The following is a 21,504-nucleotide window of genomic DNA, read 5'->3' on the forward strand; positions in this document are numbered from 1 at the left end:
GATCGGCCCAGCCCCCGGAAATGACCTGGGGGACGGGAAAGGAAACTAGTCTCCCCCGACTGGTTTCGCGAGCGGGGAGGCAGCAGGAAGGAAGTGTTAGATGGCCAGTATCGAAAAGCTCCCCATGCTCGCCGAAGGGTATGAGAAGCTTACCGCCGAGATCAAGGCGCTGCGCGAAGAGCGCCCCCGGATCGTCGATGCGATCGAGGAAGCGCGCGCGCATGGCGATCTCTCGGAAAATGCAGAGTATCACGCCGCCAAGGAACGTCAGGGCCAGGTCGAGGCGACGATTGCCGACCTTGAAGACAAGATCACGCGCGCCCAGATCGTCGATCCGGCCACTCTGACCAGCGACAAGATCATCTTCGGCGCCACGGTGACGCTGCTCGATGAAGACGACAAGCCGGTGAAGTACCAGATTGTCGGTCCCTACGAGGCGGACGCCCGTGTCGGCCGTATCAGTTACAACTCACCGCTCGGCAAGGCGCTGATCGGCCGCAAGGTCGAGGAAGAGGTCGAAGTTACCGTGCCGTCGGGCGACAAGTTCTACCTTGTGCAGCAGATCGAATTCATCTGAATTCGGACTTGTGCCGAGGACAAAAGAAAAGGCCGGCGAAAGCCGGCCTTTTTCGATTCCGCCGCCGTATGGTGACGGGGAGCCTGTTCAGGCTTCCGACTGATCCGGCTGGAGCAGGCGGTGGAGATGGACGATCACGTACTTCATTTCCGCATCGTCGACCGTGCGCTGGGCAGCCGAACGCCAGGCATCTTCGGCCGAGGCGTAATCCGGGTAGACACCGACCAGATCCATTGCGTCGAGATCGGCGAATTCGAGGCTGCGCGGATCCTTGACCCGACCACCCATCACGAGGTGAAGTTTCTGCATGGGGAGAGACCGCTTTCCTTTGGGAGAGACGAGCGTCCCCATAAGTCCAGACGGTGCGCAGAGCAAGAGCCGATCGCTTGCGCGACACGGCTCAAGATGCTCCTTTAAATCATTAGCAACAATTTTTCAATGACTGATGCGTTGAGCGAAATCCTGCATGCGCTGAGCGAAACGGAACGACTTCTCGCTCGCTGTTTCAGCCGCATCGTGGCTGATCTTGCCCGCCTTCTTCGCCGCGACGCCGCTTACTTTCTCTGCACGGTCGGCGGTCGCCTTGCCCAAGGCAGTGGCGGCGGCGAGGGCGGCAAGGCCATAGCGTTCCAGCCGTTCCGCCGCATGGCCGCCGGCCTTTTCCGCGCGTTCGGCGAGATGCCCGGCTTCACGCTTGGCGCCCAGGCCCAGGTCATGCGCCTTGCTGGAGGCGGTGCGCCCGAAAAGCAGGGCTGCGCTTCCAGCCGCTTCGGCCAGTTCCGCCGTGCGCGATGCGGCCCCGCGCGTGATGCGGCGCGGAAGCAGGGCACTGACAATCGCGCCGGCCGCGATACCGCCGGCGATGACGAGAACGGGGTGTTCTTTCACGAACGCGATTACCTTGCGCGATGGGCTGTCGGCCTCAGGCGTCGGCCGGATCGGCACGACCGCTCCCAGATTGCCATCGGTTGCGGATTGGGCGGGCTTTTTGGTGTCAGCGTCGCTCACCGTGAGGCTCCTTTTCGCTTTTAGTCGGTATCGTCCTCGCCAGAGACCGCGCCGAATATATCGGTGATCCAGGCAAGGATGGGGTTTCTCAGAAGCCAAAGCACCAAGGCCGTGAAAGTTCCGCCGATCACGGCGGGGTGTTCTTCCACGACGGCGACAGCCTCATCCAGAACGTCCAGCGCCTTGTCGATCGCTTCGTCGGCAAGGCGGCCGGCAATGCCGCGTTCCTCGATGTCCGCCTTGAGTGCGGCATAATGTGCATCGAACGTGGCCTTCGCGCTGTTGCGTAAGGCACGTCGTTCGGCGAGTTGGGTGGCGAGCGAGGCCATCAGATGTCGCTCCCACCATCGTTCCCGATCGCTGCGCGCATCCGCCGCACACGGGCCCGCGCGCCGAGGCCCAGAATCACGGCAATGACAAGCAGCACAAGTGTCCCCACGGCAGTCGCGGCCCAGGGGCCGATCACCGATGCCAGGGAGAGCACCAGCCCGAATACAAGCGCCATCAGTGCGAAGAACACGAACACCGCAGCCATCGCACCGAAAATCGCAATGGTACGGACTTCGGCACCGACATAGGCGGCCCGGGTTTTTTGAAAGGCAAGTTCCGCCTGCGCAAGCGTTCGCGCCTCCTCGGCGAGGAGGCGCAAATCCTGGGCGAATGAGATGTCCTCAACCTCAAGTTCGAGGGACGGTGCGGGATCGAGCATTGGCGCCTTTCGTGCCGGGGTGGGCTGAATCAGCTGCTCTTCTTGAACAGGCGGCCGAACAGGAAGCCTGCCGCAATCGCAATGCCGATCGCCGCGCCCGGGCTCTTGCGCACGAATTCGCGAGCCTCGTCACCCAGTTCGTCGAGCGACTTTTCATCCAGACGCGCCGCTGCATCGGCTACCGACTTCGAGGCGGAACGGGCGTAGTCGCCATACTTGGGTCCTGCCTTCTCGTCGATCAGGCCGGCATTGTCGTCGATCAGCTTAGACAGGCCGACCATCGCCTGGCTGGTCTTGGCCTTGCCCTGGTTGGCAAGATCGGTCGCCTTCACCTTGGCATCGTCCGCAAAAGCGCTGGCCTTGGTCTTGGCGTCTTCCGAACGGACCTTGGCCTCGCTCGACCACTCATCCTTGGCGCTGTTCAGTTTTCCGAGATAGCCTTCAGCCGCGGCCTGGGCTTCCTTGCCCAGTGCAATTGCGCCGGCGCGGGCTTCTTCCACGGCCTTGCTGAAGTGGCCCTTAGCGTTTTCGGTTCCGTTTCCGGTGCCGCTTGTAGGTTCGGCCATGGCGTAATCCTCCTTGTTCTCGGGGTACCCCGGTTTTTCGCCTATATGCGATGTGCCGACAGGGTAACACAAGTTGTCCTGGTTGCTGCAACGCAACTTGTAACATCAAGTTCCCCTGCTAAGACGCCCTCAAGAGCGCCAGGGCTTATTTCATTGGCGCCGTTCAAGAGGAAATCTCAGCATGACCGCGATCATCGATATCCACGGCCGCCAGATTCTCGACAGCCGCGGCAACCCGACCGTTGAAGTCGACGTTCTTCTTGAAGATGGCAGTTTCGGCCGCGCGGCCGTGCCGTCGGGCGCATCGACCGGTGCGCATGAAGCGGTGGAACTGCGTGATGGCGACAAGAACGTCTACCTTGGCAAGGGCGTGCTGAAAGCGGTCGATTCGGTGAATACCGAGATCGCCGAGGAACTCGTCGGCATGGATGCCGAAGACCAGCGTGACCTTGACCTTGCCATGATCGAGCTGGACGGCACCGACAACAAGGGCCGCCTTGGCGCCAATGCCATTCTCGGCGTCAGCCTTGCGGTGGCCAAGGCTGCCGCCAATGCGCGCGGCCTGCCGCTCTATTCGTACGTCGGCGGCGTTTCGGCGCATGTCCTGCCGGTGCCGATGATGAACATCATCAACGGCGGCGAGCATGCGGACAATCCGATCGATTTCCAGGAATTCATGATCATGCCCGTTGGCGCCGGCTCGATCGCCGAAGCCGTGCGCTGGGGCTCGGAAATCTTCCACACGCTGAAGAAGGGCTTGCACGAGAAGGGTCTGGCCACCGCCGTGGGTGACGAAGGCGGCTTCGCGCCGAACATCGCCAGCACCCGCGCGGCGCTGGACTTCGTTCTCGCCTCGATCGAAAAGGCAGGCTTCAAGCCCGGCGTGGACGTGCAGCTGGCGCTGGACTGCGCCGCGACCGAGTTCTTCAAGAATGGCAAGTACGAGATCTGCGGCGAGGGCCTTTCGCTGAGCCCGATCCAGTTCGCCGACTACCTGGTGGACCTTTGCGGCGCCTACCCGATCATCTCGGTCGAGGACGGCATGGCCGAAGACGATTTCGAAGGCTGGACCGCGCTGACCGAAAAGCTGGGCCACAAGGTGCAGCTGGTGGGCGACGATCTGTTCGTGACGAACCCCAAGCGCCTGACCATGGGCATCGAGAAGGGCATGGCCAACTCGCTGCTGGTGAAGGTCAACCAGATCGGCACGCTGACCGAGACGCTGGAAGCGGTTTCGATCGCCAACCGCGCCGGCTACACCGCCGTGATGTCGCACCGTTCGGGCGAAACCGAGGACGCGACCATCGCCGACCTCGCCGTTGCCACCAACTGCGGCCAGATCAAGACCGGCTCGCTCGCCCGTTCGGACCGGCTTGCCAAGTACAACCAGCTGATCCGCATCGAGGAAGAGCTGGGCAAGGCGGCGAAGTTCGCCGGCGCATCGGCTTTCGGCCGCCTTACGCGCTGATCGTTCGATCCGAATGAAGCAAGAGGCCCGGTTCCCATTGGGAGCCGGGCCTTTTTGCTTGCTCGGCGCGGCTGACGTCATGCTGTCACCGGCTCGCATAAGCGGGAGCTTTCGGGGGAATTGATGCCGGGTGGCCGGCTCCGGTCAGGGACAGCCAGCCACCCGGTCGCCTCTGTCGGTTCCGTGCCCGGATCCCCACCCCCAGGGGCAGAACGGGTTGGCTACCGGCAATTCAGCGCGCTGACGAGAACTCCATGCGGGGATCGTCGAGCAGCACGACGGAGCGCGATGCAGAGGCGAAATATTCGAGCATCGCGGCATACCCCCGCGCGCTCAGCTTGACGTAGACGCGGCGGGCATCGCCGGGATCGGCTTCGCGTACGAGCAAGCCCTGTTTTTCCAGGATCGTGATCCAACGCAGCGCCGTGGTGGATGGCACTGCGCTGCCGATGCACGCGCTCGTCACGGAAACCCGGCGGCGTTCCTTGGCGGCAATGAACAGATCGAGCAGGATATCCCAGGCGGGTTCGCCGAAAAGCTCTTCTGACCCGAAGATCTTGGTGCGCCGACGGCGATCGTCGTAAGTCTGCCGTGCCAGTTCCACCCAGATGGGGTGGTCCTGACTTGCACCCTTGGCGCCATCGCGTTCCGTGCTGGTCGGAGTTTCCGTGGCGATGGTCTGTCCGATTTCGAGTTCTCGCGCCATGGCGAGAAGTTCGTTGGCAATGCCAATCAGGCGAATAGCCTTCGCCCGGCCGCGCATCAATTGATCGGTTTTCTCCATATATTAGAGCCCGCCCAACGTCCGCCGAAAATGCTTTGCGCCGCCTTTGGGGGCGGTTGCAAAGATCAAGGGCAGAAATTACTCCAGAAGATCGTCAAGTGTCGCCAATCAAATGCCTTCGTCTTTTAGATAAGCAGATGATTGGTGCGACAGTTAACTTCCATGCATGGGTTGTGGCATGGTGGGGGCAGGTCGTCTTGCGCAGCTTATTCCAAATTGGACGGATCTAGCTCCGCGCTGGAGGTTGACCGCAGGGCGTCGATCGCGGCCTGGAGATGGGCCGCTGCCACCATGGCGCCAAACTCATCAAGTGCCGATAGTTCTGTCATGAGCGCTGCGATCAATACAGCGCGCTTCCGTTCCGTGTTCACTGGCATTTACTCCGCCGATCGGGCGAAAGGCCCGTCAGGACCCGTTTCCCCTGGGCCAAGGGCTGCGATTCGCATCATGTGGACGAGGTGTTCGAGTTGGACTTGCATTCCCAATACGGTCGATATCGGATATTTCTGCCATACCGCTACAGCACTATGAACAAATTGAAATCGCGGAATCGGCGTTGTCCAACTTGGGTACACTCGTTTCTTTGATGACTAACGTTTCGGAGCTTCCATGTTCGTGGACTGATTGTGTAAATTCAGTAATGTAGGAATTTTTCTACGCAATTGTACTTATTAAGCGCCGGCAAACAGTGCTTGGCATTGATCGGCAGAAAGTATGAGCCGTGCGGCTCCAGCCAGTTCATGCACTTGCTCGGGACTGGTGGCACTCGCGATCGGCGCGGCTATCCCGGCCTGTGCGTTGATCCAGGCGAGTGCGACCTGCGCGGGGCTGGCGTTCGCGTCGGCGGCTATTTTGCGAAGGGCCTTCAGGACATCCCACCCGCCTTCGGCGGCCGCCGCTTCCAGCGAATGCGCGCGGGCCGTGCCCTGCCAATCCGCGGGGCTTTGGTATTTGCCGGTCAGGAAGCCGGCAGCGAGGCCGTAATAAGGCAGGGCGGTTATGCCGAACTGCCGGCACACCGCCTGCAACGGTCCCTCGAATTCGCCGCGGTGGACCAGGTTGTAGAAGGGCTGAAGCACCGTGAAGCCTCTGACCTGCAGCCTTTCCGCCGCGGTGCAGATGCTGGAAAGGCGTTCCGGGGTGTAGTTGGATGCGCCAAGTTCGCGCGCTTTGCCGGCGCCGAAAAGCTCCCCGTAAACTCCTGCGAGACTGTGTCCCGGGGCGTGGTGTAGCTGAAGCCGAGGCGCCGCGCATTTCGGCATCCGTCTGGGCCGTTCATGCTCCTGGGACTGCTGAGAGCATGGTGATTGGATTGTCGCTGACCGGCGCCATGGTTTCAAGGGTCATATAGCGGGCACGCTGGACGGCCCATTCGTCTGACTGTTCCATGAGGATAGCGCCGATGAGTCGGGTGATGGCAGCCTCATTGGGGAAGATGCCGACGACATCCGTGCGGCGTTTGATTTCGCCGTTGAGGCGCTCGATGGGGTTTGTGCTGTGTAATTTGGCGCGATGCTCGCGCGGGAAGGTCATGTAGGCCAGCACATCGGGTTCGGCTTCATCCATCAGGTTTGCCAGTTTGGGCAGTTTGGGTCGCACCTGATCGGCCACGGCACGCCATTGCTGGCTGGCGGCCTCGGGTGTTTCCTGAGCGAAGGCGGTGGCGATGAAGGCGGAGACAACCCTGCGGCCGCTTTTACCGGCATGAGCCAGCGCATTGCGCATGAAGTGAACCCGGCAGCGCTGCCACGTGGCACAGAGCAGTTTGGAGACGGCTGCCTTGATGCCTTCGTGCGCGTCGGAGATGACCAGCTTGACGCCGCGCAGTCCTCGGCGCGTCAACTTGCGCAGGAAGGCGGTCCAGAAAGGCTCGGCTTCCGAGGCGCCGATGTCCATGCCCAGCACTTCGCGGCGACCGTCGCTGTTCACGCCTACCGCGACGATCACCGCCACCGAGACGATCCGCCCATTCTGCCGAACCTTCACGTAGGTTGCGTCGATCCAAAGGTACGGCCAATCCCCTTCGATCGGGCGGTCCAGGAAGGTATGCACGCGCTCGTCGAGCTCCTCACATAGGCGGCTCACTTGGCTCTTGGAGATGCCGTCCATGCCAAGCGCTTTGACCAGATCGTCCACTGAGCGGGTGGAAATGCCCTGGATGTAGGCCTCCTGGATCACCGCAGTCAGCGCCCGCTCCGCCATCCGACGTGGTTCGAGGAAAACGGGAAAGTAGCTGCCTTTGCGCAACTTTGGGATCCGCAGCTCGACAGTGCCGGCCCGCGTCTGCCAGTCGCGCTCGCGGTGCCCGTTGCGCTGAACAAGCCGGTCGGGAGACTTCTCGCCGTAGCCAGCGCCAGTCAGGTTGCCGACTTCCATCTCCATCAGCCGCTCGGCGGCAAACGAGATCATCTCGCGTAGAATATCCGCGTCCGGGGTCTTCTCTACCAGCGAACGCAGGTGCATCATCGGATCGGTCATCGTGATTCCTTCCGTCAGGTTCGAGTTTCGCAACCCAAACCTATCCGAAAATCACGGTGACCACCTCAACCCTCAGCTACACCACCTCCCGGGACACGATCTCCTGCGACTTCATCCAGCGGCGTGGTGCCGTCATCGCGATGGGCATAATAGAGGTCGACGTAATCGGTGCGCAGACGTTCCAGTGAGGCTTCCAGCGCCGCACGGACTTTGTCGGCGGCGAGCAGGCCCGGCGCGCCGCCTTGACCGGTCTTCGTGGCGATGCGCATTTCGGCGCGTATGCCGCGGCTTTCCAGCCATTCGCCGATGATCGCTTCGGATTCGCCGCCAACATGGCCGGGAACCCAGTTGGAATAGCCCTCTGCCGTATCGATCATGCGGCCGCCTGCTTCATAGAAGGCGTCGAGAACCGCAAAGCTGCGATCCCGGTCGATTGTCCATCCAAAGACGTTGCCCCCCAGTACCAGGCGGATGCCGCCGATAGACGGGTGCCCGAGGTTGGGGGCTTCCTTCGGGTCTGCGACCGGGATCGTATCAGCCATTCAACTCTCCGTCAGGCGAAGCGCTCCTTCAGGTCGTAGAGCGCGATTGCGGCCTTGGCGGCTTCACCGCCCTTGTCCTTTTGTGCGGGATCGGCGCGGACCAGCGCCTGTTCCTCGTTCTCCACGGTAAGGATGCCGTTGCCGATGGCAATGCCGTCCATCGTCAGCGCCATGATGCCGCGTGCCGATTCCCCTGCGACGATTTCGAAGTGGTAGGTTTCACCGCGGATGACCACGCCGATGGCGACGTAGCCGTCATAGTCACCGGTGGCATCGGCCATCGAGATGGCGGCCGGGATTTCCAGCGCGCCGGGCACGGTGATCACTTCGCCCTTGTGGCCGGCGGCCTTGAGGGCGGCCTTGGCACCTGCGATCAGCTGGTCATTGAGATGGTCATAGAAGCGGGCTTCGACGATGAGAAAACGGGCCATGTCAGTTCGCTCCTTCGGGGGCGCAGGGGATGGGGCGCTCGTCCACGATGTTCAGGCCATAGCCTTCCAGCGCGACAAGCGAATGATGCGTGTTGGTGAGCAGGATCATGTCGTGGACGCCAAGTTCCGCGAGAATCTGCGCACCCACCCCATAGTCGCGAAGTTCTTCGATGTCAGGCATTTCACCCGCACGGATCTGTTGCTTGATGTCCATGACCTTGGACATGGAGCTGCCGATCTGGCGATTGATCACGACGATGACGCCGGTGCCTTCTTCCGCGATCATTTCCATCGAGCGGTGCAGCAGATTGCCGCGCTCCGGCGATTCCTCGCCGAACACGTCGGTGAACATCGAAAGCGTGTGCATGCGAACCAGCGTGGGTTTGGCGGGATCGATGCGGCCCTTGATGAGCGCCATCGTCTCGTCGCCGGTGGCCTTGTTGTAGTAGCTGCGGGCCAGCCACTGGCCGCCGTGGCGGCTCTGGAAGGTGATCTCGTTCTTCTTTTCGACCATGCGATCGTGCTTGCGGCGATAGGCGATGAGGTCGCGGATCGTGCCGATCTTCAGGTCATGGATGCGGGCGAAGCCGATCAGGTCGTCCATGCGCGCCATGGTGCCGTCGTCCTTCATGATCTCGCAGATCACGCCGGAGGGGTTGAGGCCGGCAAGGCGCGAGATGTCGACGGCGGCTTCGGTGTGGCCGGCGCGGACCAGTACGCCGCCGTCACGCGCGCGCAGCGGGAAGACGTGGCCGGGGGTGACGATATCGGCCTTGCTCTTGGTGCCGTCGATGGCGACCGAGATGGTGCGCGCGCGGTCTCCGGCGGAGATGCCGGTGGTCACGCCTTCGCGGGCCTCGATCGAAACGGTGAAGGCGGTTTCGTGGCGGGTGCCGTTGTGGCGGCTCATCAGGTCCAGGCCGAGTTCGTCGACGCGTTGGCTGGTGAGCGTCAGGCAGATCAACCCGCGGCCGTGGGTGGCCATGAAGTTGATTGCCGCCGGGGTCGCCATCTGGGCCGGGATCACGAGGTCGCCCTCGTTCTCGCGATCCTCGTCATCGACCAGGATGAACATGCGGCCGTTGCGCGCCTCATCGATGATTTCTTCGATGGGGACGAGCATCTGGCGGTCGTCGTTGGAGAACAGTACGCGCTCCAGCTTGGTCAGCGTATCGGCGGTGGGGTTCCAGTCCGGCTCGGTGCAGTCGCGCAGCGTGTTGGCGTGAAGCCCGGCTGCGCGGGCAAGGCCCGACTTGCTCATGCCGCCTTCGGCGACGAGCTTGCGGACCTGTTCGATCACATTGCCTGCCATTGGAGTATCCATTCTCACATTGTGGTGTGAGCGCGATATGAACCCATCACATCGAAATTCAAGTGCCTTTGAACTCCGGCCGTCGCTTTTCCAGGAACGCGTCCACCGCTTCTGCGTGATCGTGGGTGGCGTGGGCGGCGGACTGCATGGCGGCGGCCATTTCCAGCAGCGTGGCCAGATCGGCGCGGCGGCCTTCCCATAGCAGGCGCTTGGTCATGCGCACGGCGTGCGGCGGGTTGGCGGCGATGCGACGGGCGAGGGCGCGGGCTTCGTCCATCAACTGATGATCGGGCACGACCTTGGAGACCAGGCCGCAGGCCAGCGCTTCGGCGGCATCGATCATGTCGCCGGTCAGTGCCATTTCGGCAGCCTTCGACCAGCCGACCACGCGGGGCAGCAGCCACGAGCCGCCATCGCCGGCAATCAGGCCGATCTTCACGAAGCTTTCGGCAAAGCGCGCGCTCTCGCCGGCAATGCGCAGATCGCACATGCAGGTAAGGTCACAGCCCGCGCCGGCCGCCGCGCCGTTGACGGCGGCGATCACCGGCACCTCGAGCGCCGCGAAAGCGAGCGGCAGGCGCTGGATGCCGCGCTTGTAATTGAGGCGGGTGCGGATCGGTTCGCCGCCGTTGACGTTGCCGCCGGGCTTCATCTCATTGATGTTGCCGCCCGAGGAGAAGCCCTTGCCGGCACCGGTCAGGATGGCGACGCGCGCGGCGGGATCGCTGTCGAGCCGTTCCAGCGCGCCAAGCAGGCCTTCGATCACTTCGGGATCGGAGATCGGATTGCGCAGTTCCGGCCGGTTGAGCGTGATCGTGACGATGCCTTCGGCGTCGATCTCGTAAAGTACGGCGTCGGTCATGCTGTTAGTCCTGCTCCTTGTTCTTGCATCCGCCTTAGCAGGTTGACGCATACGTAAAAGGGGCCGAGCGCAATCGCGTCCGGCCCCCCTGGAAATTTATCGGCGGAGCAGGATCAGGCGGGCTGCTTGGCGGCCGCGCTCATCATCTTGGTGATATCGACCTGACCGGTGGCAAGGCCACCCATGAAGCCGCCGTCCACCGGCATGACGATACCATTCACCACGCCGGCAAGATCGCTGCAGATCAGCACCAGCGGGCCGGCCTGTTCGGCGGGCGTGGTGTAGCGGCCCAGCGGCTCGGCAGCGGCGTCCACCACTTCCTTGCCCGAGGTGGCGTGGAAGGTCGCCATCATCGGCGTCTGCGTGGGCGAGGGCAGCGAGCAGTTGATGCGGATGCCCTTCTTGATGAGCTGCGCGCCCATGAACTGGGTCCAGACGATCACCGCTTCCTTGGAGAAGGCGTAACCCTCGCTCACCTGATCCATGTTGGCTTCGCACCAGGCGAGGCCGGCATCGAAGCCCTGCGTCATCAGCAGCTGCATATGAACGGGGATGCGGCGGCTCCAGCCGAGGCCACCGGTGGAGGCGATCGAGACGATGGCGCCGCCTGCACTCATCAGCGGCACGACCTGTTCGGTCAGATGACGGGTGCCGAGGAAGTTGACCTTCATCACGTCCAGCGCCGGGAAACCGCCGCCGCCGGCAAGGCCCGCGCAATTGAACAGCGCATCGATCTTGCCGCCGACGCCGGCGACGGCCGCTTCGATCGAAGCCGGATCGCGCAGGTCGATCTGCGTGAATGATGCCATCGGCACCGCGCTTTCCTTGAAGTCGAATCCGTGGACTTCGGCGCCGAGTTCGACGAGCAGCTTCGCCGTCGCTTCGCCCATGCCCGAGAAGCAGCCGCTGACGATTACGCGCTTGCCCTTGTAGCCGAGAATGTCGGTCATCCGCTTATCCTTCCTCTCTCGGGCGCGGACGCAGGACCGGCCCCAATCTCTTGTTGCGGGATAGCTAGTCGCAGTGGGGTGGGGGCTTCAACTGTGGACCGGGCTGATCGCCGGTACGATGGTCCCGGATGGGTCGCAAAACCGCCATCTTGTTGCTAGGCGAGATGGCGAAGATTGGCGGGAGAATGTGGTGAACGGGCAGGACGCGGCAATCGAGGCAGGGCCGGTCCCCGCGCTCTATCGCGCGGCGGAACGCGCCGGACGGATTGCGCTGGTGGCGGAAAGCTTTGAGCGTCTGTTGCGCAGGCCGCTTGTTCCGCACGGTGACGATCCGGTGGAGGCCTTGTGGCAGGCGCCGTTTGCCGTGGTCGCCCATGGAACGGAACCCGATCCGCTGTTCTTTTTCGGCAATGCCATGGCGCTGGCCGCGTTCGAATGCGAGCCCGACCAATTCGTGGGCATGCCGTCGCGGCTTTCGGCCGAAGCGCCCTTGCGGGAGGAGCGGCAGGCGCTGCTCGATCGCGTGACGGCGCATGGCTTTATCGATGACTATTCCGGCCTGCGCATCAGCGCGTCGGGGCGAAGGTTCCGCATTGGGCCGGCGATCGTCTGGAATCTTGTCGACGCGGGCGGCATCTGTCGCGGACAGGCGGCGACTTTCGCGCCATGAGCAAGATCGATCCGCGCGTGGTGGAGGCCGTCATGCAGCAAGTGCGCGGCGCGCTGGCCGCAGCACGGCTGCGCCCGGTGGTGATCGGCATCTGCGGCGCGCAGGGTTCGGGCAAGTCCACGTTGGCGCAGGCCGTGCAGGAACGGTGCGGCATCGAGGGATTGGCCGGTGCGGTGCTATCGCTGGACGATCTCTACCTCACGCGCGGCGAGCGGCAGATGCTGGCCCGTGACGTCCATCCGTTACTCGCCACGCGCGGAGTTCCGGGGACGCACGATGTCGCGTTGGGGTTGGAGGTTCTCGACCAGCTGGAAGGCGGCGGGCCCGTGGCTCTGCCGCGTTTCGACAAGGCGCAGGATGACCGTGTTGCGGAGCGCGACTGGCCTATCGTCGCGCCGGGTTGCGAGGTGCTGCTGTTAGAGGGCTGGTGCGTGGGCGCCTTTCCGCAGCGGACCCGCGACTTGGCCGATCCGGTCAACGCACTGGAAGCCCGGGAGGATGCGGATGGGCATTGGCGGCGCTGGGTGAACGACATGCTGGGCGATTCGTATCAGCGCCTGTTTGCCCGATTGGACCGGCTGGTGCTGCTCGCAGCGCCGGGGTTCGACGTGGTCCATCGCTGGCGGAGCGAACAGGAACGGGATCTTGCTGAAAATGGCGGAGCGGGCGCCCATGTGATGGGCGAGGCGGAAATCGCCCGCTTCATTGGCCATTACGAACGCATCACTCGCGCCATTCTTGCCGAGATGCCGCCCCGCGCGGACCTTGTGATCCGGCTGGACGAGAAGCGGCATCCGCAGGAAATCGTGGCGCGTTAGCTGGCCTCGCGTCGCACTTTGTCGGCCCGGCGATTGCGCTTGCGCTGCAAGTCTTCGAGCGAGGGTACGCGATCATCGATCACATCGGCCAGCACCGCGCCGCGCTGACCCGGTGGGCGGGCAGGCCCGCCGGTGGTGTCGCAGAAGGTCTGGCGTTCGATTTCGGCGTTGAGCAATGCTCCCAGCAGCACGCCATAGGCCGATAGAAACAGCCACATCAGGAAGACGACGATAGCCGAAAGCGATCCGTAGGTGGCGTTGTAATCGCTGATATAGGCAACGTAGAGCGAGAAGCCGAAAGATACCGCAATCCACAGCAGCGTTGCCAGCAAGGCGCCCGGCGCGAGCCAGCGCCACTTGGCCGGGCGTCGATCCGGTCCATAGCGCATGATCAGCGCAAATCCCAGGCTGCCCAGCAGAATGGCGGCAATCCATGTCAGCCAGTTGAACAAGGTCTGCGTCGCACTGCCAAGGTAGGTCGTCGCCTGCGTTTGCAGCCACGCGAAGACGCCGCCGGACAGGATCCCGGTCAGCGCGATCAGCACGGCCGAGAGCGTCAGCCCCGCCGCGCGGAAGGTGAGAGAGATCGTGCCCCGCGTCTCCCGCTCTTCATTGATGACGTTCAGGGCGCTGATCATTCCGCTGGCCGCGCGCATCCCGCCGTAGATCGCGAAGAACAGCGCGATCAGCAGGGCAAAGCCGGTGACGCCCCGGCTGGTGGTGACGATCTGGATCAATTGTTGTTCGAGCATCTTGGCGACTTCGGGCGGGACGACTTCGACAATGCTCTGCATCTGTTCGCGCACGGTGTTCACGTCGCCGATCAGGCCATAAGTCATCACAGTGGCCGCGATCAGCGGGGTAAGCGCCAGGAAGCAGTAAAAGGCAAGGCCCGCTGCCAGCAGGCCCAGTTCGTGAAAGCCGCTCATCACCCAGACGCGGCGCACCACGCGCCACCAGGCGCGGCCGGACAATGCCCACGGCGCGTTCGCATCGGCACCGGGGTGGGTATGGGGCGTCTTCCCATCGACGGATGCCGCTTCTTTGGCGTCGGAAACCGTATCCATAAGGTCACGGTCGGTTGATCCTTCGTGGGTATCCATTTACGTACCCCCTTGCAGGCGGGAACTTTCGCTGTTGCAATGCGATACGGTAAAGCACGAGGGGGCCTGCTGCCCAGTCTCGACAGGGGGATGTTTCATCGCGCCGTTCATGCCAATGCTAAGCCATCACGACCTCGTCGGTTCCCGGCTTGTACGTGAAGGTGCGGGACTGGTCACGCTGGCTCTGGTGCTGGCTGCCTCTTCCGTGCCGGCGGTGGCACAGGAAGCGGCTAAGGCTGCTGGCCAGTCCGATTCCCGATCTACGCCGCAATCGGGCGAGGCTGTGAACAAAGTCGGCCAGGCGGGCACTGCCCAAACTGGTGCGCCCCAGGCCAGTGCACCTCAAGGTGCGGGCCAAGCCGGGGCGGCCCAATCAGGTGCAGGGCAGGCTTCCCAGGTTGGCGATGACCTGCAGGCCGGCAAGATGGAGGTTCCCGCTCCCCCGGCCGATGTGCCCCTGCCGGAGGTCAAGCCGATCATCCCGGACGACGAATTCAACCGCTCCATCCCCAAGCTGGACGCGGCGGACGATCCGGAACTCGACAAGCCGCTCGAATCGATCGAAGCATTCGAGCAGCGTCTGGCGACCCAAAAGCCCAGCGATGAGGCGGGTGAACAGGCAGGCGATCAGGCGGGCAACAAGGCGGGCGGCAAGCCCGAGGAACGGGCGGAGCAGAACGCTACCCGTTCGGCCGCCGCAAATGGCACTGCCCAGCCGGCCGTCAGCGCGGGTGCTTCGGCCGCGGCTGTCGGCACTGCTGCAGCCGAGTCGATCGGTCAGGCTCCCGCTCGCGATCCGGAGCTGAACACGCCACTGCCGCCGATCGATCAGTTCGAAGTTACGCCGGTGCAGTTCGCGGAGAGCGAGGAATCGTCGAAAGATACCGAGGTGGCCTACGCCGTCCGGATCGACGGGCTCGAAAGCGCCGATGACGCGACCGACATCGATCTGAAGAGCGAATTCAAGACGCATTCCGCCCTGCGGAAGACCGGAAAAGCAGCGAACATCGCCATGCTGCGCGCGCGCCTGACGGAAGATGCGACGCTGATGCAGACCGTGCTCGCGTCCGAGGGCTGGTATTCGCCCACGATCAACACCCGGATCGAGCGCAATCGCAATGGAGACGAAGGACCGCCGCTGACGGCGGTGATCACCGTTGCCCCGGGCAAGCGTTACGTCTTCTCCGATATCGTGGTGAAGGCGGATCCGACCATTCCCTCCACGCTGATCGCGGACAACCTGGCTCTCAAAGTCGGCGATCCGATCATTGCGGAGAAGGTGCAGGGGGCGGAAGCGCAAGTGGCGCTGGCCTTGCCTGAAAACGGCTATGCCTTTGCGCAAGTGGGCGATCGCGACATCCTGCTGGATCAGGATAGCGGCGATGGCGTCTATACGCTGCCTGTCGATGTCGGTCCGCGCGGTCGCTTCGGCGGCTTCACCACGGCGGGCGATCTGGCCTTCGACGTGAACCACGTGGCCGTGCTGGCCCGCTTCAAGAAGGGCCAGCTTTACGACAGCCGCAAGGTGGACGATCTGCGCAAGGCGCTCGTTGCCACAAGCCTGTTCTCCACCGTCTCCGTCGAACCGCGCAAGACCGGCGAATCGGCGGGGCCGGACGGCACGGAATATGTGACGCTGCACGTCCAGCAGGATGCCGGGCCGCCGCGCACGATCGCGGGAACGGTGGGCTATGCCACGGGTGAGGGGCTCAGCGCACAGGCCAGCTGGACCAATCGCAACATGTTCCCGCCCGAAGGCGCGCTGATCTTCAGCGGGATTGCCGGCACGCGCCAGCAGGGGGTGAGTTCGACTTTCCGCCGGTCCAACGCGGGCAAGCGGGATCGCACTTTCGAACTCGTGGCCGAAGCGTTTCACAACGATTACGACGCCTATAGCGCCTACACCGGCCGCATCGCCGTGCGGATGGCGCGCGACTCGACCCCTCTGTGGCAGAAGAAATTCACCTACGCCTATGGCGCCGAAGCGCTGATCACCGGAGAAACCGACTACAACGTCGACACCGGAACACGCGATCGCAAGCTCTACTATGTGGTGGGCGTCAATGGGCAGGCTGGCTTCGATCGGACGGATAGCCTGCTGGACCCCACAAGAGGCTACCGCTTCACCGCGCTGGTGCAGCCGGAAGCCACGGTGAAGGGTGGTTTCAATCCCTATGTCCGCAGCCGGATCGACGCTTCGGGCTATTATCCCGTAACCGATGGACTGGTGCTGGCGGGCCGTGTGCGGCTGGGCACTATCCAGGGCGCGCAACTGTTCGACATCGCACCTTCGCGCAGGCTCTATGCCGGCGGCGGCGGCTCGGTGCGCGGTTACAGCTATCAGGCGCTGGGCGAACAGGCGCCGGACGGCAAGGCAGTGGGCGGCCGCAGCCTCAACGAAGCCTCGGCCGAGGTGCGCTATCGCTTTGGCACTTACGGCGTGGTTGCTTTTGTCGATGCCGGGCAGGCCTATCGGGAAAAGATGCCGCAGTTCAATAACTTGCGCTACGGCGTCGGTCTCGGCGGGCGTTTTTACACCAACTTCGGCCCGGTCCGCCTCGATGTGGCGACGCCGATCGACCGGCAGCCCGGGGAATCGCGCATCAATATCTACGTATCGATCGGACAGGCGTTCTGATGGAAGAGAACGACGAAGTCCTGCCGCCCGAAGGCGAAAACGGCGCATCGGAACCGGCGCGCAAGCGGCCTACGCTGGGCCGGCGCCTGCGCATCCGCGCGTTGAAGACCGTTGTCGGCCTGTTCCTGGGCGCGGTGGTGCTTGCCGCAGCAGTGATCTTCGGCATCGATACCGGGCCGGGCCACCGTTTCGTTGCCGAACAGATCGCGGCGCTGCGGTTCGAGAACGGGATGCGCATCAAGGTAGGGCGGATCGAGGGGTCGCTCTACAGCAAGATGACGCTGCATGACCTTTCGGTCAGCGATCCGCGCGGCGAATTCCTGTTTTCACCGGAGATTGAGGTCGATTGGCGGCCTTTTGCCTATCTGCGTAACCATGTGGACGTGCGCAGCGCCACTACCGAGCGCATGATCCTGCGCCGCACCCCGAAGTTCAACCCGACGCCGCCCAGCAACGAACCGCTGTTGCCCAATCTGGATATCGACGTTGGCCGCTTGCGGATTGCGCGCTTCATCGCCGAACCACCGGTTGCCGGCGTGCGCCGCATCCTAACGGTCGATGGCCGCGCACACATCGCCGATGGCCGCGCGCAGGTCTTTGCCAAGGGCGGCACGATCGCCATCGATGGCAAGCAGGGCGGCGATCGTTTCGATCTTGTACTGGATGCGGTGCCGGCCAAGAACCGGTTGGCACTGAAGGTCGATCTCGATGCGCCAACCGGCGGCGTCATCGCGGCGTTGGGCGGCTTCAAGCAGCCGCTGGCGCTCCGTCTTGATGGCAAGGGGGACTGGAAGGCGTGGGACGGCAAGTTCGACGCCGATCTTGGCGGCGGCGAGATGGCCCGCCTGGCGCTGTCGGCACGTGATGGCACGTTCGCGATCAAGGGGCCGACGCGGATTGCGCGCCTGTTCACCGGGCCGACGGCAGGGCTGCTCGGGCCGATCACCAATCTCGACCTTACCGCCGTGCTCGACAAGCGGCGGGCGAAGCTCTCCGGCCTGGTTTCCAGCGATGCCTTCACACTGCGACCGGATGGCATCATCGATCTGTCGCAGAACACCTTCGACGATCTGCGCCTGCAATTCGCTCTGCTGAAGCCGGCGGCCATCGCCAAGAACCTGAGCGGCGCGGGGCTGACGGCCTCGCTCGCGCTGGATGGTGCCTTCACCCGGCCCAAGGCGGCCTATCGCATCAATGCCGCACGTGTCAGGATGAACGACATGGGGCTGGAAGGCTTCAGCGCTCAAGGCGCGGCAAGGGTTGACGCGGATAAAATCCTGATTCCCGTGGCTGCCCGCGTGAACCGGATCGTCGGGCTGGATACCGTTGCCGGTGGCACGCTGAACAACGTCAGTCTCAATGGCGATCTGGCGATCGACGGCACCCGTGTCCTGTCGGACAACATGCGCCTGAGATCGGACCGCATCGATGCCAAGCTGATCCTGGCTGCGGATATCTCGAAGGGTTTCTACACCGGCGCCATCGACGGCAAGATCGACAACTATCGCCTTGAAAGCGTGGGCGTGTTCGACATTCGCACGAACATGGACCTCAAGAGCGAGCGGAACGGCTTCGCGCTGGAAGGGACGGTTCATGCCCGTTCCCGCAAGCTGTTCAATGCCAGCCTCGAAAGCTATCTGGGCGGCAATTTCGCGGCATCCTCGCGTGTTCGATATGGGTCTGACGGGATCGTGCATTTCTCCGCGTTGCGGATGAACGCGCCGGATCTCCGGATCGTGGATGGGCAGGGCAGCTGGTCGCCGGGCGGCCGGATTTCCCTGGTCGCCCGCGGGGCATCCGATCGCTATGGCGCACTGGGTGTGCGCGTAACGGGCACCATCGCCAATCCCGACGCGCATCTTACCGCCGAGCATCCCGGCTTCGGCATCGGCCTTGCCAATCTGGATGCCCGAATCACCGGCGTGCGCGGTGGCTATCGCTTCGATGTGAAGGGCGACACCGACTACGGGCCGCTTACGGCCGATGTCACCTTGCAAACGGGCCGCCAACTGGCGGTGCAGATCAACAGCGCCAATCTTTCCGGCGTCGATTTCGCCGGACAGCTTACGCAGACCCCGGCCGGTCCCTTTGCCGGCGAATTGACGGCGGCAGGCAACGGCATTGGCGGCGCTCTGCGGCTTTCGGCCGAGGGCAAATACCAGGCGGTGGACTTCAACTTGCGCGCCAAGGATGCGGTGTTCCCGGGGGCGGCGAAGCTGACGATCGGATCCGCGTTGATCGATGGCCGGGCAGTCCTTTACGACAAGCCGCTGGTGATCGCGGATGCCCAGCTTGCGGGAACCTCGCTCGGCGCGCTCGATCTGGCTGCCGCGCGCGTGCTGGTCGACTATCGCGACGGGCGCGGGCAGGCCAAGGCGCTGATCGAAGGCGTCAGCGGCGTGCCGTTTCGTCTGGGCGTGAATGCCGATCTGGCTCCTGAACTGTGGCGCGTGGCCCTGTCCGGCCGTGTGCGCGGCCAGTCGGTACGCACGCTCAGCCCGGCACGCATCGTTCCGGGCAAGGACGGTTACGAACTGCTTCCCACCACTCTGTCGGTCGGTCGCGGAACCGCGCGCGTTGCCGGCAAGTATGGCGCCGGCATGAAGCTGGAGAGCCGGTTCGAGAACTTCGACGTCGGCGTCTTCAACGCCTTCGTCCCCGGCTACGGCCTGGGCGGCACCGCCAACGGTAGCTTCGATTTCGAACAGGCCAGTTCGACGGCCTTCCCGCTTGCCGATGCGCGCCTGTCGATCAACGACTTTACCCGTACCAGTTCCAGCACGGTCAGCCAGCCGGTGGACATCAATTTCCTGGGCAAGCTGGTGTCGGACGGGGCGGAAGCTCATGCCGTGATCCGCAAGCGCGGCAGCGTGATCGGCCGCATGGAGGCGACCTTGCGGCCGCTTCCGGCAGGGGAAGGCTCATGGGCGACGCGGCTGATGGAAGCGCCCCTTGGTGGCGGCATCCGCTATAACGGCCCGGCCGACACGCTGTTCTCCTTCGTCGGTCAGGCGGGGCAGACGCTCAGCGGCCCGATCGGACTGGCGGCGGACTTCTCGTGCAAGCTGTCCGACCCATGCGTGAACGGCCTCGTGAAGGGGCGGGATCTTACGTACGAGAACCTGGCCTATGGCACCAAGCTCACCAACATGAGCCTGGAGGGGCGCTTCACCGGCAACAGCTTCGAACTGCAGTCGCTCAATGCCAATGCGGGCGCCGGCACGGTGAGCGCCAGTGGCCGCATGAGCCTTGCCGCTGCGGCAGGCTATCCGATGGATCTGACCGTGAAGCTGGACCGTGCGCAGCTCGCACGCAGCGCATCGCTGTCCGCCAGCGCCACTGGCACGCTGAACCTGACCAAGCACGCGGGCGAGACGGCACTCCTGTCGGGCCAGTTGCGGCTTCCGGAAACCCGGTACGAGATCGTTCGCCAAGGCGCGGTGGAAGTGCCGCATCTGACCGGCGTTCGCTTCAAGCCGAAGACCGGCCCGACCCGCGTGACGGGGGATGAGCAAGTGGAGCAGATCAGTTCCGCGTTCTCATCGCTGCGGCTCGACCTGCATCTGAGGGCGCCGGACAAGCTCTATGTCTCGGGCATGGGACTCGATTCGGAATGGAGTGCCGATTTCACCGTTGGGGGCACCAGTTCGGCGCCCAGCCTGACGGGCGACGTTACGCTGGTGCGCGGCAATCTCGATTTCGCCGGGCGATCGTTCAGCATTTCGGAAGGCAAGATCTCGTTCAACGGTGGCCGCACGATCGATCCCTCGGTCTCCATCAAGGCGGAAGAAACCATCGAGGACGTGAACGTCACCGTCTCGGTGAGTGGCCGGGCCTACAATCCGCAGATCGAGTTCAGCTCCGACCCAAGCCTGCCCGATGACGAAATCCTGTCGCGCATCCTGTTCGGCAGTTCGATCGCGAACCTTTCGGCGATCCAGGCGGTACAGTTGGCGACATCGCTCAATACCCTGCGCGGCAGCGGCGGCGGGCTTAACCCGCTGGGCAAGCTGCGTTCGGCGACGGGCATCGACCGGCTTCGCATCCTCAGCCCCGATGAGGCGAGCGGGCGCGGCACTGCGCTTGCTGCAGGCCAGTACCTGACGGACGATATCTACGTCGAACTGATCACCGACGCGCGCGGCTTCACCGCCACGCAGATCGAAGTGAGTGTGACGCGCTGGCTTTCGGTGCTCAGCCAGGCCGGTGGTTCGGGCGTCAACTCGGTCAGCGTGAAGATCAAGAAGGACTATTGATGCGGGGGCTGTTCCTTGCCGCCGCATTGCTGGCACTGGGCGCGTGTCACCGCGAACCGACGTTCGACGAGCGATACGAGGCCGCGCGCACGCAAATCGACAAGAAGGCGCACGAGATCGATGCGCAAGCGATGGGCACCGGTGCGCCTCCTGCCGCTGAAGAGGACGATGGCGAGGCGAAATAGGCTGGGTCTGCGTAGGCTAGGTCTGCACCGCGCCCTGCATGTTCGGGTCGCGGGCATGTTCGGGTCGCGGCGCAAGACGCGGCGTTCGTCCCTTAAGGCTCGCTCAAGGCTCCCTTAACCAGATTCGGTGCATCCCCCGTCAGCCGG

At 63.7% G+C, this 21,504-nt stretch carries 21 protein-coding genes; 7 read left to right on the plus strand and 14 right to left on the minus strand.

The window, feature by feature from the left end; genetic code table 11:
- Positions 1-100 precede the first annotated feature (100 nt).
- Positions 101-577, plus strand: coding sequence for a transcription elongation factor GreA (greA, locus tag ACZ1JC_RS19280; RefSeq protein ID WP_465135349.1), 477 nt, complete (start codon positions 101-103; stop codon positions 575-577).
- Between the two features lie 87 nt (positions 578-664).
- Here the strand turns inward: greA and ACZ1JC_RS19285 are convergent, their stop codons facing one another.
- The 5 genes from ACZ1JC_RS19285 to ACZ1JC_RS19305 all read right to left on the minus strand — a co-directional run bounded on the left by ACZ1JC_RS19285 (position 665) and on the right by ACZ1JC_RS19305 (position 2,860).
- Positions 665-886 carry a DUF4170 domain-containing protein gene (locus ACZ1JC_RS19285; RefSeq protein ID WP_395333428.1) on the minus strand — a complete coding sequence of 74 codons (222 nt, stop codon included), beginning with the start codon at positions 884-886 and terminating at the stop codon, positions 665-667.
- Positions 887-1,012: 126 nt separating this feature from the next.
- Complete coding sequence (locus tag ACZ1JC_RS19290; protein ID WP_465135348.1) at positions 1,013-1,585, minus strand: hypothetical protein; 573 nt, start codon at positions 1,583-1,585, stop codon at positions 1,013-1,015.
- Positions 1,586-1,605: 20 nt separating this feature from the next.
- A complete protein-coding gene (locus ACZ1JC_RS19295) occupies positions 1,606-1,914 on the minus strand; it encodes a hypothetical protein (RefSeq protein ID WP_465135347.1) in 309 nt (102 codons plus the stop codon).
- A complete protein-coding gene (locus ACZ1JC_RS19300; RefSeq protein WP_465135346.1) occupies positions 1,914-2,294 on the minus strand; it encodes a phage holin family protein in 381 nt (126 codons plus the stop codon). The genes ACZ1JC_RS19295 and ACZ1JC_RS19300 overlap by 1 nt, the downstream gene beginning before the upstream one ends.
- Positions 2,295-2,323: 29 nt before the next feature.
- Complete coding sequence (locus ACZ1JC_RS19305) at positions 2,324-2,860, minus strand: hypothetical protein (protein WP_465135345.1); 537 nt, start codon at positions 2,858-2,860, stop codon at positions 2,324-2,326.
- 181 nt (positions 2,861-3,041) lie between these two features.
- On the opposite strand from ACZ1JC_RS19305, the gene eno reads away from it, so the two are divergent.
- Positions 3,042-4,328: a phosphopyruvate hydratase gene (gene eno, locus ACZ1JC_RS19310; RefSeq protein ID WP_465135344.1), complete on the plus strand. Its 1,287-nt coding sequence runs from the start codon at positions 3,042-3,044 to the stop codon at positions 4,326-4,328.
- 232 nt (positions 4,329-4,560) lie between these two features.
- On the opposite strand, the gene ACZ1JC_RS19315 is transcribed toward eno, so the two are convergent.
- From ACZ1JC_RS19315 to ACZ1JC_RS19350, 8 genes are all read right to left on the minus strand, one after another.
- Positions 4,561-5,112, minus strand: coding sequence for a MarR family transcriptional regulator (locus ACZ1JC_RS19315; RefSeq protein ID WP_465135343.1), 552 nt, complete (start codon positions 5,110-5,112; stop codon positions 4,561-4,563).
- Positions 5,113-5,783: 671 nt separating this feature from the next.
- Positions 5,784-6,374, minus strand: coding sequence for an aldo/keto reductase (locus tag ACZ1JC_RS19320; RefSeq protein ID WP_465135342.1), 591 nt, complete (start codon positions 6,372-6,374; stop codon positions 5,784-5,786).
- 13 nt (positions 6,375-6,387) lie between these two features.
- Complete coding sequence (locus tag ACZ1JC_RS19325; RefSeq protein ID WP_465135341.1) at positions 6,388-7,590, minus strand: IS256 family transposase; 1,203 nt, start codon at positions 7,588-7,590, stop codon at positions 6,388-6,390.
- Positions 7,591-7,655: 65 nt separating this feature from the next.
- Positions 7,656-8,132: an aldo/keto reductase gene (locus tag ACZ1JC_RS19330; RefSeq protein WP_465135340.1), complete on the minus strand. Its 477-nt coding sequence runs from the start codon at positions 8,130-8,132 to the stop codon at positions 7,656-7,658.
- 11 nt (positions 8,133-8,143) lie between these two features.
- A complete protein-coding gene (gene ribH, locus ACZ1JC_RS19335; protein WP_395333409.1) occupies positions 8,144-8,563 on the minus strand; it encodes a 6,7-dimethyl-8-ribityllumazine synthase in 420 nt (139 codons plus the stop codon).
- 1 nt (position 8,564) lies between these two features.
- Positions 8,565-9,875, minus strand: a complete 1,311-nt coding sequence (gene ribB / locus ACZ1JC_RS19340) for a 3,4-dihydroxy-2-butanone-4-phosphate synthase (protein ID WP_465135339.1) — start codon at positions 9,873-9,875, stop codon at positions 8,565-8,567.
- A 58-nt stretch (positions 9,876-9,933) separates the two neighbouring features.
- Positions 9,934-10,737, minus strand: coding sequence for a crotonase/enoyl-CoA hydratase family protein (locus tag ACZ1JC_RS19345; protein ID WP_465135338.1), 804 nt, complete (start codon positions 10,735-10,737; stop codon positions 9,934-9,936).
- Between the two features lie 113 nt (positions 10,738-10,850).
- Complete coding sequence (locus tag ACZ1JC_RS19350; RefSeq protein ID WP_465135337.1) at positions 10,851-11,687, minus strand: coniferyl-alcohol dehydrogenase; 837 nt, start codon at positions 11,685-11,687, stop codon at positions 10,851-10,853.
- A 190-nt stretch (positions 11,688-11,877) separates the two neighbouring features.
- Between ACZ1JC_RS19350 and ACZ1JC_RS19355 the strand changes: the two genes are divergently transcribed.
- Together ACZ1JC_RS19355 and ACZ1JC_RS19360 are read left to right on the plus strand one after the other, a co-directional pair.
- Positions 11,878-12,357 carry an MEKHLA domain-containing protein gene (locus ACZ1JC_RS19355; protein WP_465135336.1) on the plus strand — a complete coding sequence of 160 codons (480 nt, stop codon included), beginning with the start codon at positions 11,878-11,880 and terminating at the stop codon, positions 12,355-12,357.
- Positions 12,354-13,175, plus strand: a complete 822-nt coding sequence (locus tag ACZ1JC_RS19360) for a kinase (protein WP_465135335.1) — start codon at positions 12,354-12,356, stop codon at positions 13,173-13,175. Before ACZ1JC_RS19355 ends, ACZ1JC_RS19360 begins: the two co-directional genes overlap by 4 nt.
- Here the strand turns inward: ACZ1JC_RS19360 and ACZ1JC_RS19365 are convergent.
- Positions 13,172-14,278 (minus strand): YihY/virulence factor BrkB family protein, encoded by a 1,107-nt coding sequence (locus ACZ1JC_RS19365; RefSeq protein ID WP_465135334.1) that lies wholly within the window; start codon positions 14,276-14,278, stop codon positions 13,172-13,174. The genes ACZ1JC_RS19360 and ACZ1JC_RS19365 overlap by 4 nt on opposite strands.
- A 109-nt stretch (positions 14,279-14,387) precedes the next feature.
- Here ACZ1JC_RS19365 and ACZ1JC_RS19370 point away from each other — a divergent pair, with 109 nt between their 5' ends.
- Genes ACZ1JC_RS19370 through ACZ1JC_RS19380 form a run of 3 tightly spaced genes read left to right on the plus strand, consistent with a single transcriptional unit; the run spans position 14,388 to position 21,357 of the window.
- The gene (locus ACZ1JC_RS19370) at positions 14,388-16,916 is read left to right on the plus strand and encodes an autotransporter assembly complex protein TamA (RefSeq protein WP_465135333.1); all 2,529 of its coding nucleotides are present in this window, start codon (positions 14,388-14,390) and stop codon (positions 16,914-16,916) included.
- Positions 16,916-21,172 (plus strand): translocation/assembly module TamB domain-containing protein, encoded by a 4,257-nt coding sequence (locus ACZ1JC_RS19375; RefSeq protein ID WP_465135332.1) that lies wholly within the window; start codon positions 16,916-16,918, stop codon positions 21,170-21,172. Before ACZ1JC_RS19370 ends, ACZ1JC_RS19375 begins: the two co-directional genes overlap by 1 nt.
- On the plus strand, positions 21,172-21,357 hold the full coding sequence (locus ACZ1JC_RS19380) for a hypothetical protein (RefSeq protein WP_465135331.1): 186 nt from the start codon (positions 21,172-21,174) through the stop codon (positions 21,355-21,357). Before ACZ1JC_RS19375 ends, ACZ1JC_RS19380 begins: the two co-directional genes overlap by 1 nt.
- The last annotated feature ends 147 nt before the right edge of the window (positions 21,358-21,504 follow it).

This window comes from Sphingomonas sp. BL-S-28 (genome assembly GCF_055521515.1).

Excerpts from the sequence above, each read along its gene's own strand:
- greA (WP_465135349.1), top strand. The coding sequence starts at position 101 with ATGGCCAGTATCGAAAAGCTCCCCATGCTCGCCGAAGGGTATGAGAAG.
- ACZ1JC_RS19285 (WP_395333428.1), bottom strand. The coding sequence starts at position 886 with ATGCAGAAACTTCACCTCGTGATGGGTGGTCGGGTCAAGGATCCGCGC.
- ACZ1JC_RS19295 (WP_465135347.1), bottom strand. The coding sequence starts at position 1,914 with ATGGCCTCGCTCGCCACCCAACTCGCCGAACGACGTGCCTTACGCAAC.
- ACZ1JC_RS19300 (WP_465135346.1), bottom strand. The coding sequence starts at position 2,294 with ATGCTCGATCCCGCACCGTCCCTCGAACTTGAGGTTGAGGACATCTCA.
- ACZ1JC_RS19305 (WP_465135345.1), bottom strand. The coding sequence starts at position 2,860 with ATGGCCGAACCTACAAGCGGCACCGGAAACGGAACCGAAAACGCTAAG.
- eno (WP_465135344.1), top strand. The coding sequence starts at position 3,042 with ATGACCGCGATCATCGATATCCACGGCCGCCAGATTCTCGACAGCCGC.
- ACZ1JC_RS19315 (WP_465135343.1), bottom strand. The coding sequence starts at position 5,112 with ATGGAGAAAACCGATCAATTGATGCGCGGCCGGGCGAAGGCTATTCGC.
- ACZ1JC_RS19320 (WP_465135342.1), bottom strand. The coding sequence starts at position 6,374 with ATGCCGAAATGCGCGGCGCCTCGGCTTCAGCTACACCACGCCCCGGGA.
- ACZ1JC_RS19325 (WP_465135341.1), bottom strand. The coding sequence starts at position 7,590 with ATGACCGATCCGATGATGCACCTGCGTTCGCTGGTAGAGAAGACCCCG.
- ACZ1JC_RS19330 (WP_465135340.1), bottom strand. The coding sequence starts at position 8,132 with ATGGCTGATACGATCCCGGTCGCAGACCCGAAGGAAGCCCCCAACCTC.
- ribH (WP_395333409.1), bottom strand. The coding sequence starts at position 8,563 with ATGGCCCGTTTTCTCATCGTCGAAGCCCGCTTCTATGACCATCTCAAT.
- ribB (WP_465135339.1), bottom strand. The coding sequence starts at position 9,875 with ATGGCAGGCAATGTGATCGAACAGGTCCGCAAGCTCGTCGCCGAAGGC.
- ACZ1JC_RS19345 (WP_465135338.1), bottom strand. The coding sequence starts at position 10,737 with ATGACCGACGCCGTACTTTACGAGATCGACGCCGAAGGCATCGTCACG.
- ACZ1JC_RS19350 (WP_465135337.1), bottom strand. The coding sequence starts at position 11,687 with ATGACCGACATTCTCGGCTACAAGGGCAAGCGCGTAATCGTCAGCGGC.
- ACZ1JC_RS19360 (WP_465135335.1), top strand. The coding sequence starts at position 12,354 with ATGAGCAAGATCGATCCGCGCGTGGTGGAGGCCGTCATGCAGCAAGTG.
- ACZ1JC_RS19365 (WP_465135334.1), bottom strand. The coding sequence starts at position 14,278 with ATGGATACCCACGAAGGATCAACCGACCGTGACCTTATGGATACGGTT.
- ACZ1JC_RS19370 (WP_465135333.1), top strand. The coding sequence starts at position 14,388 with ATGCCAATGCTAAGCCATCACGACCTCGTCGGTTCCCGGCTTGTACGT.
- ACZ1JC_RS19375 (WP_465135332.1), top strand. The coding sequence starts at position 16,916 with ATGGAAGAGAACGACGAAGTCCTGCCGCCCGAAGGCGAAAACGGCGCA.
- ACZ1JC_RS19380 (WP_465135331.1), top strand. The coding sequence starts at position 21,172 with ATGCGGGGGCTGTTCCTTGCCGCCGCATTGCTGGCACTGGGCGCGTGT.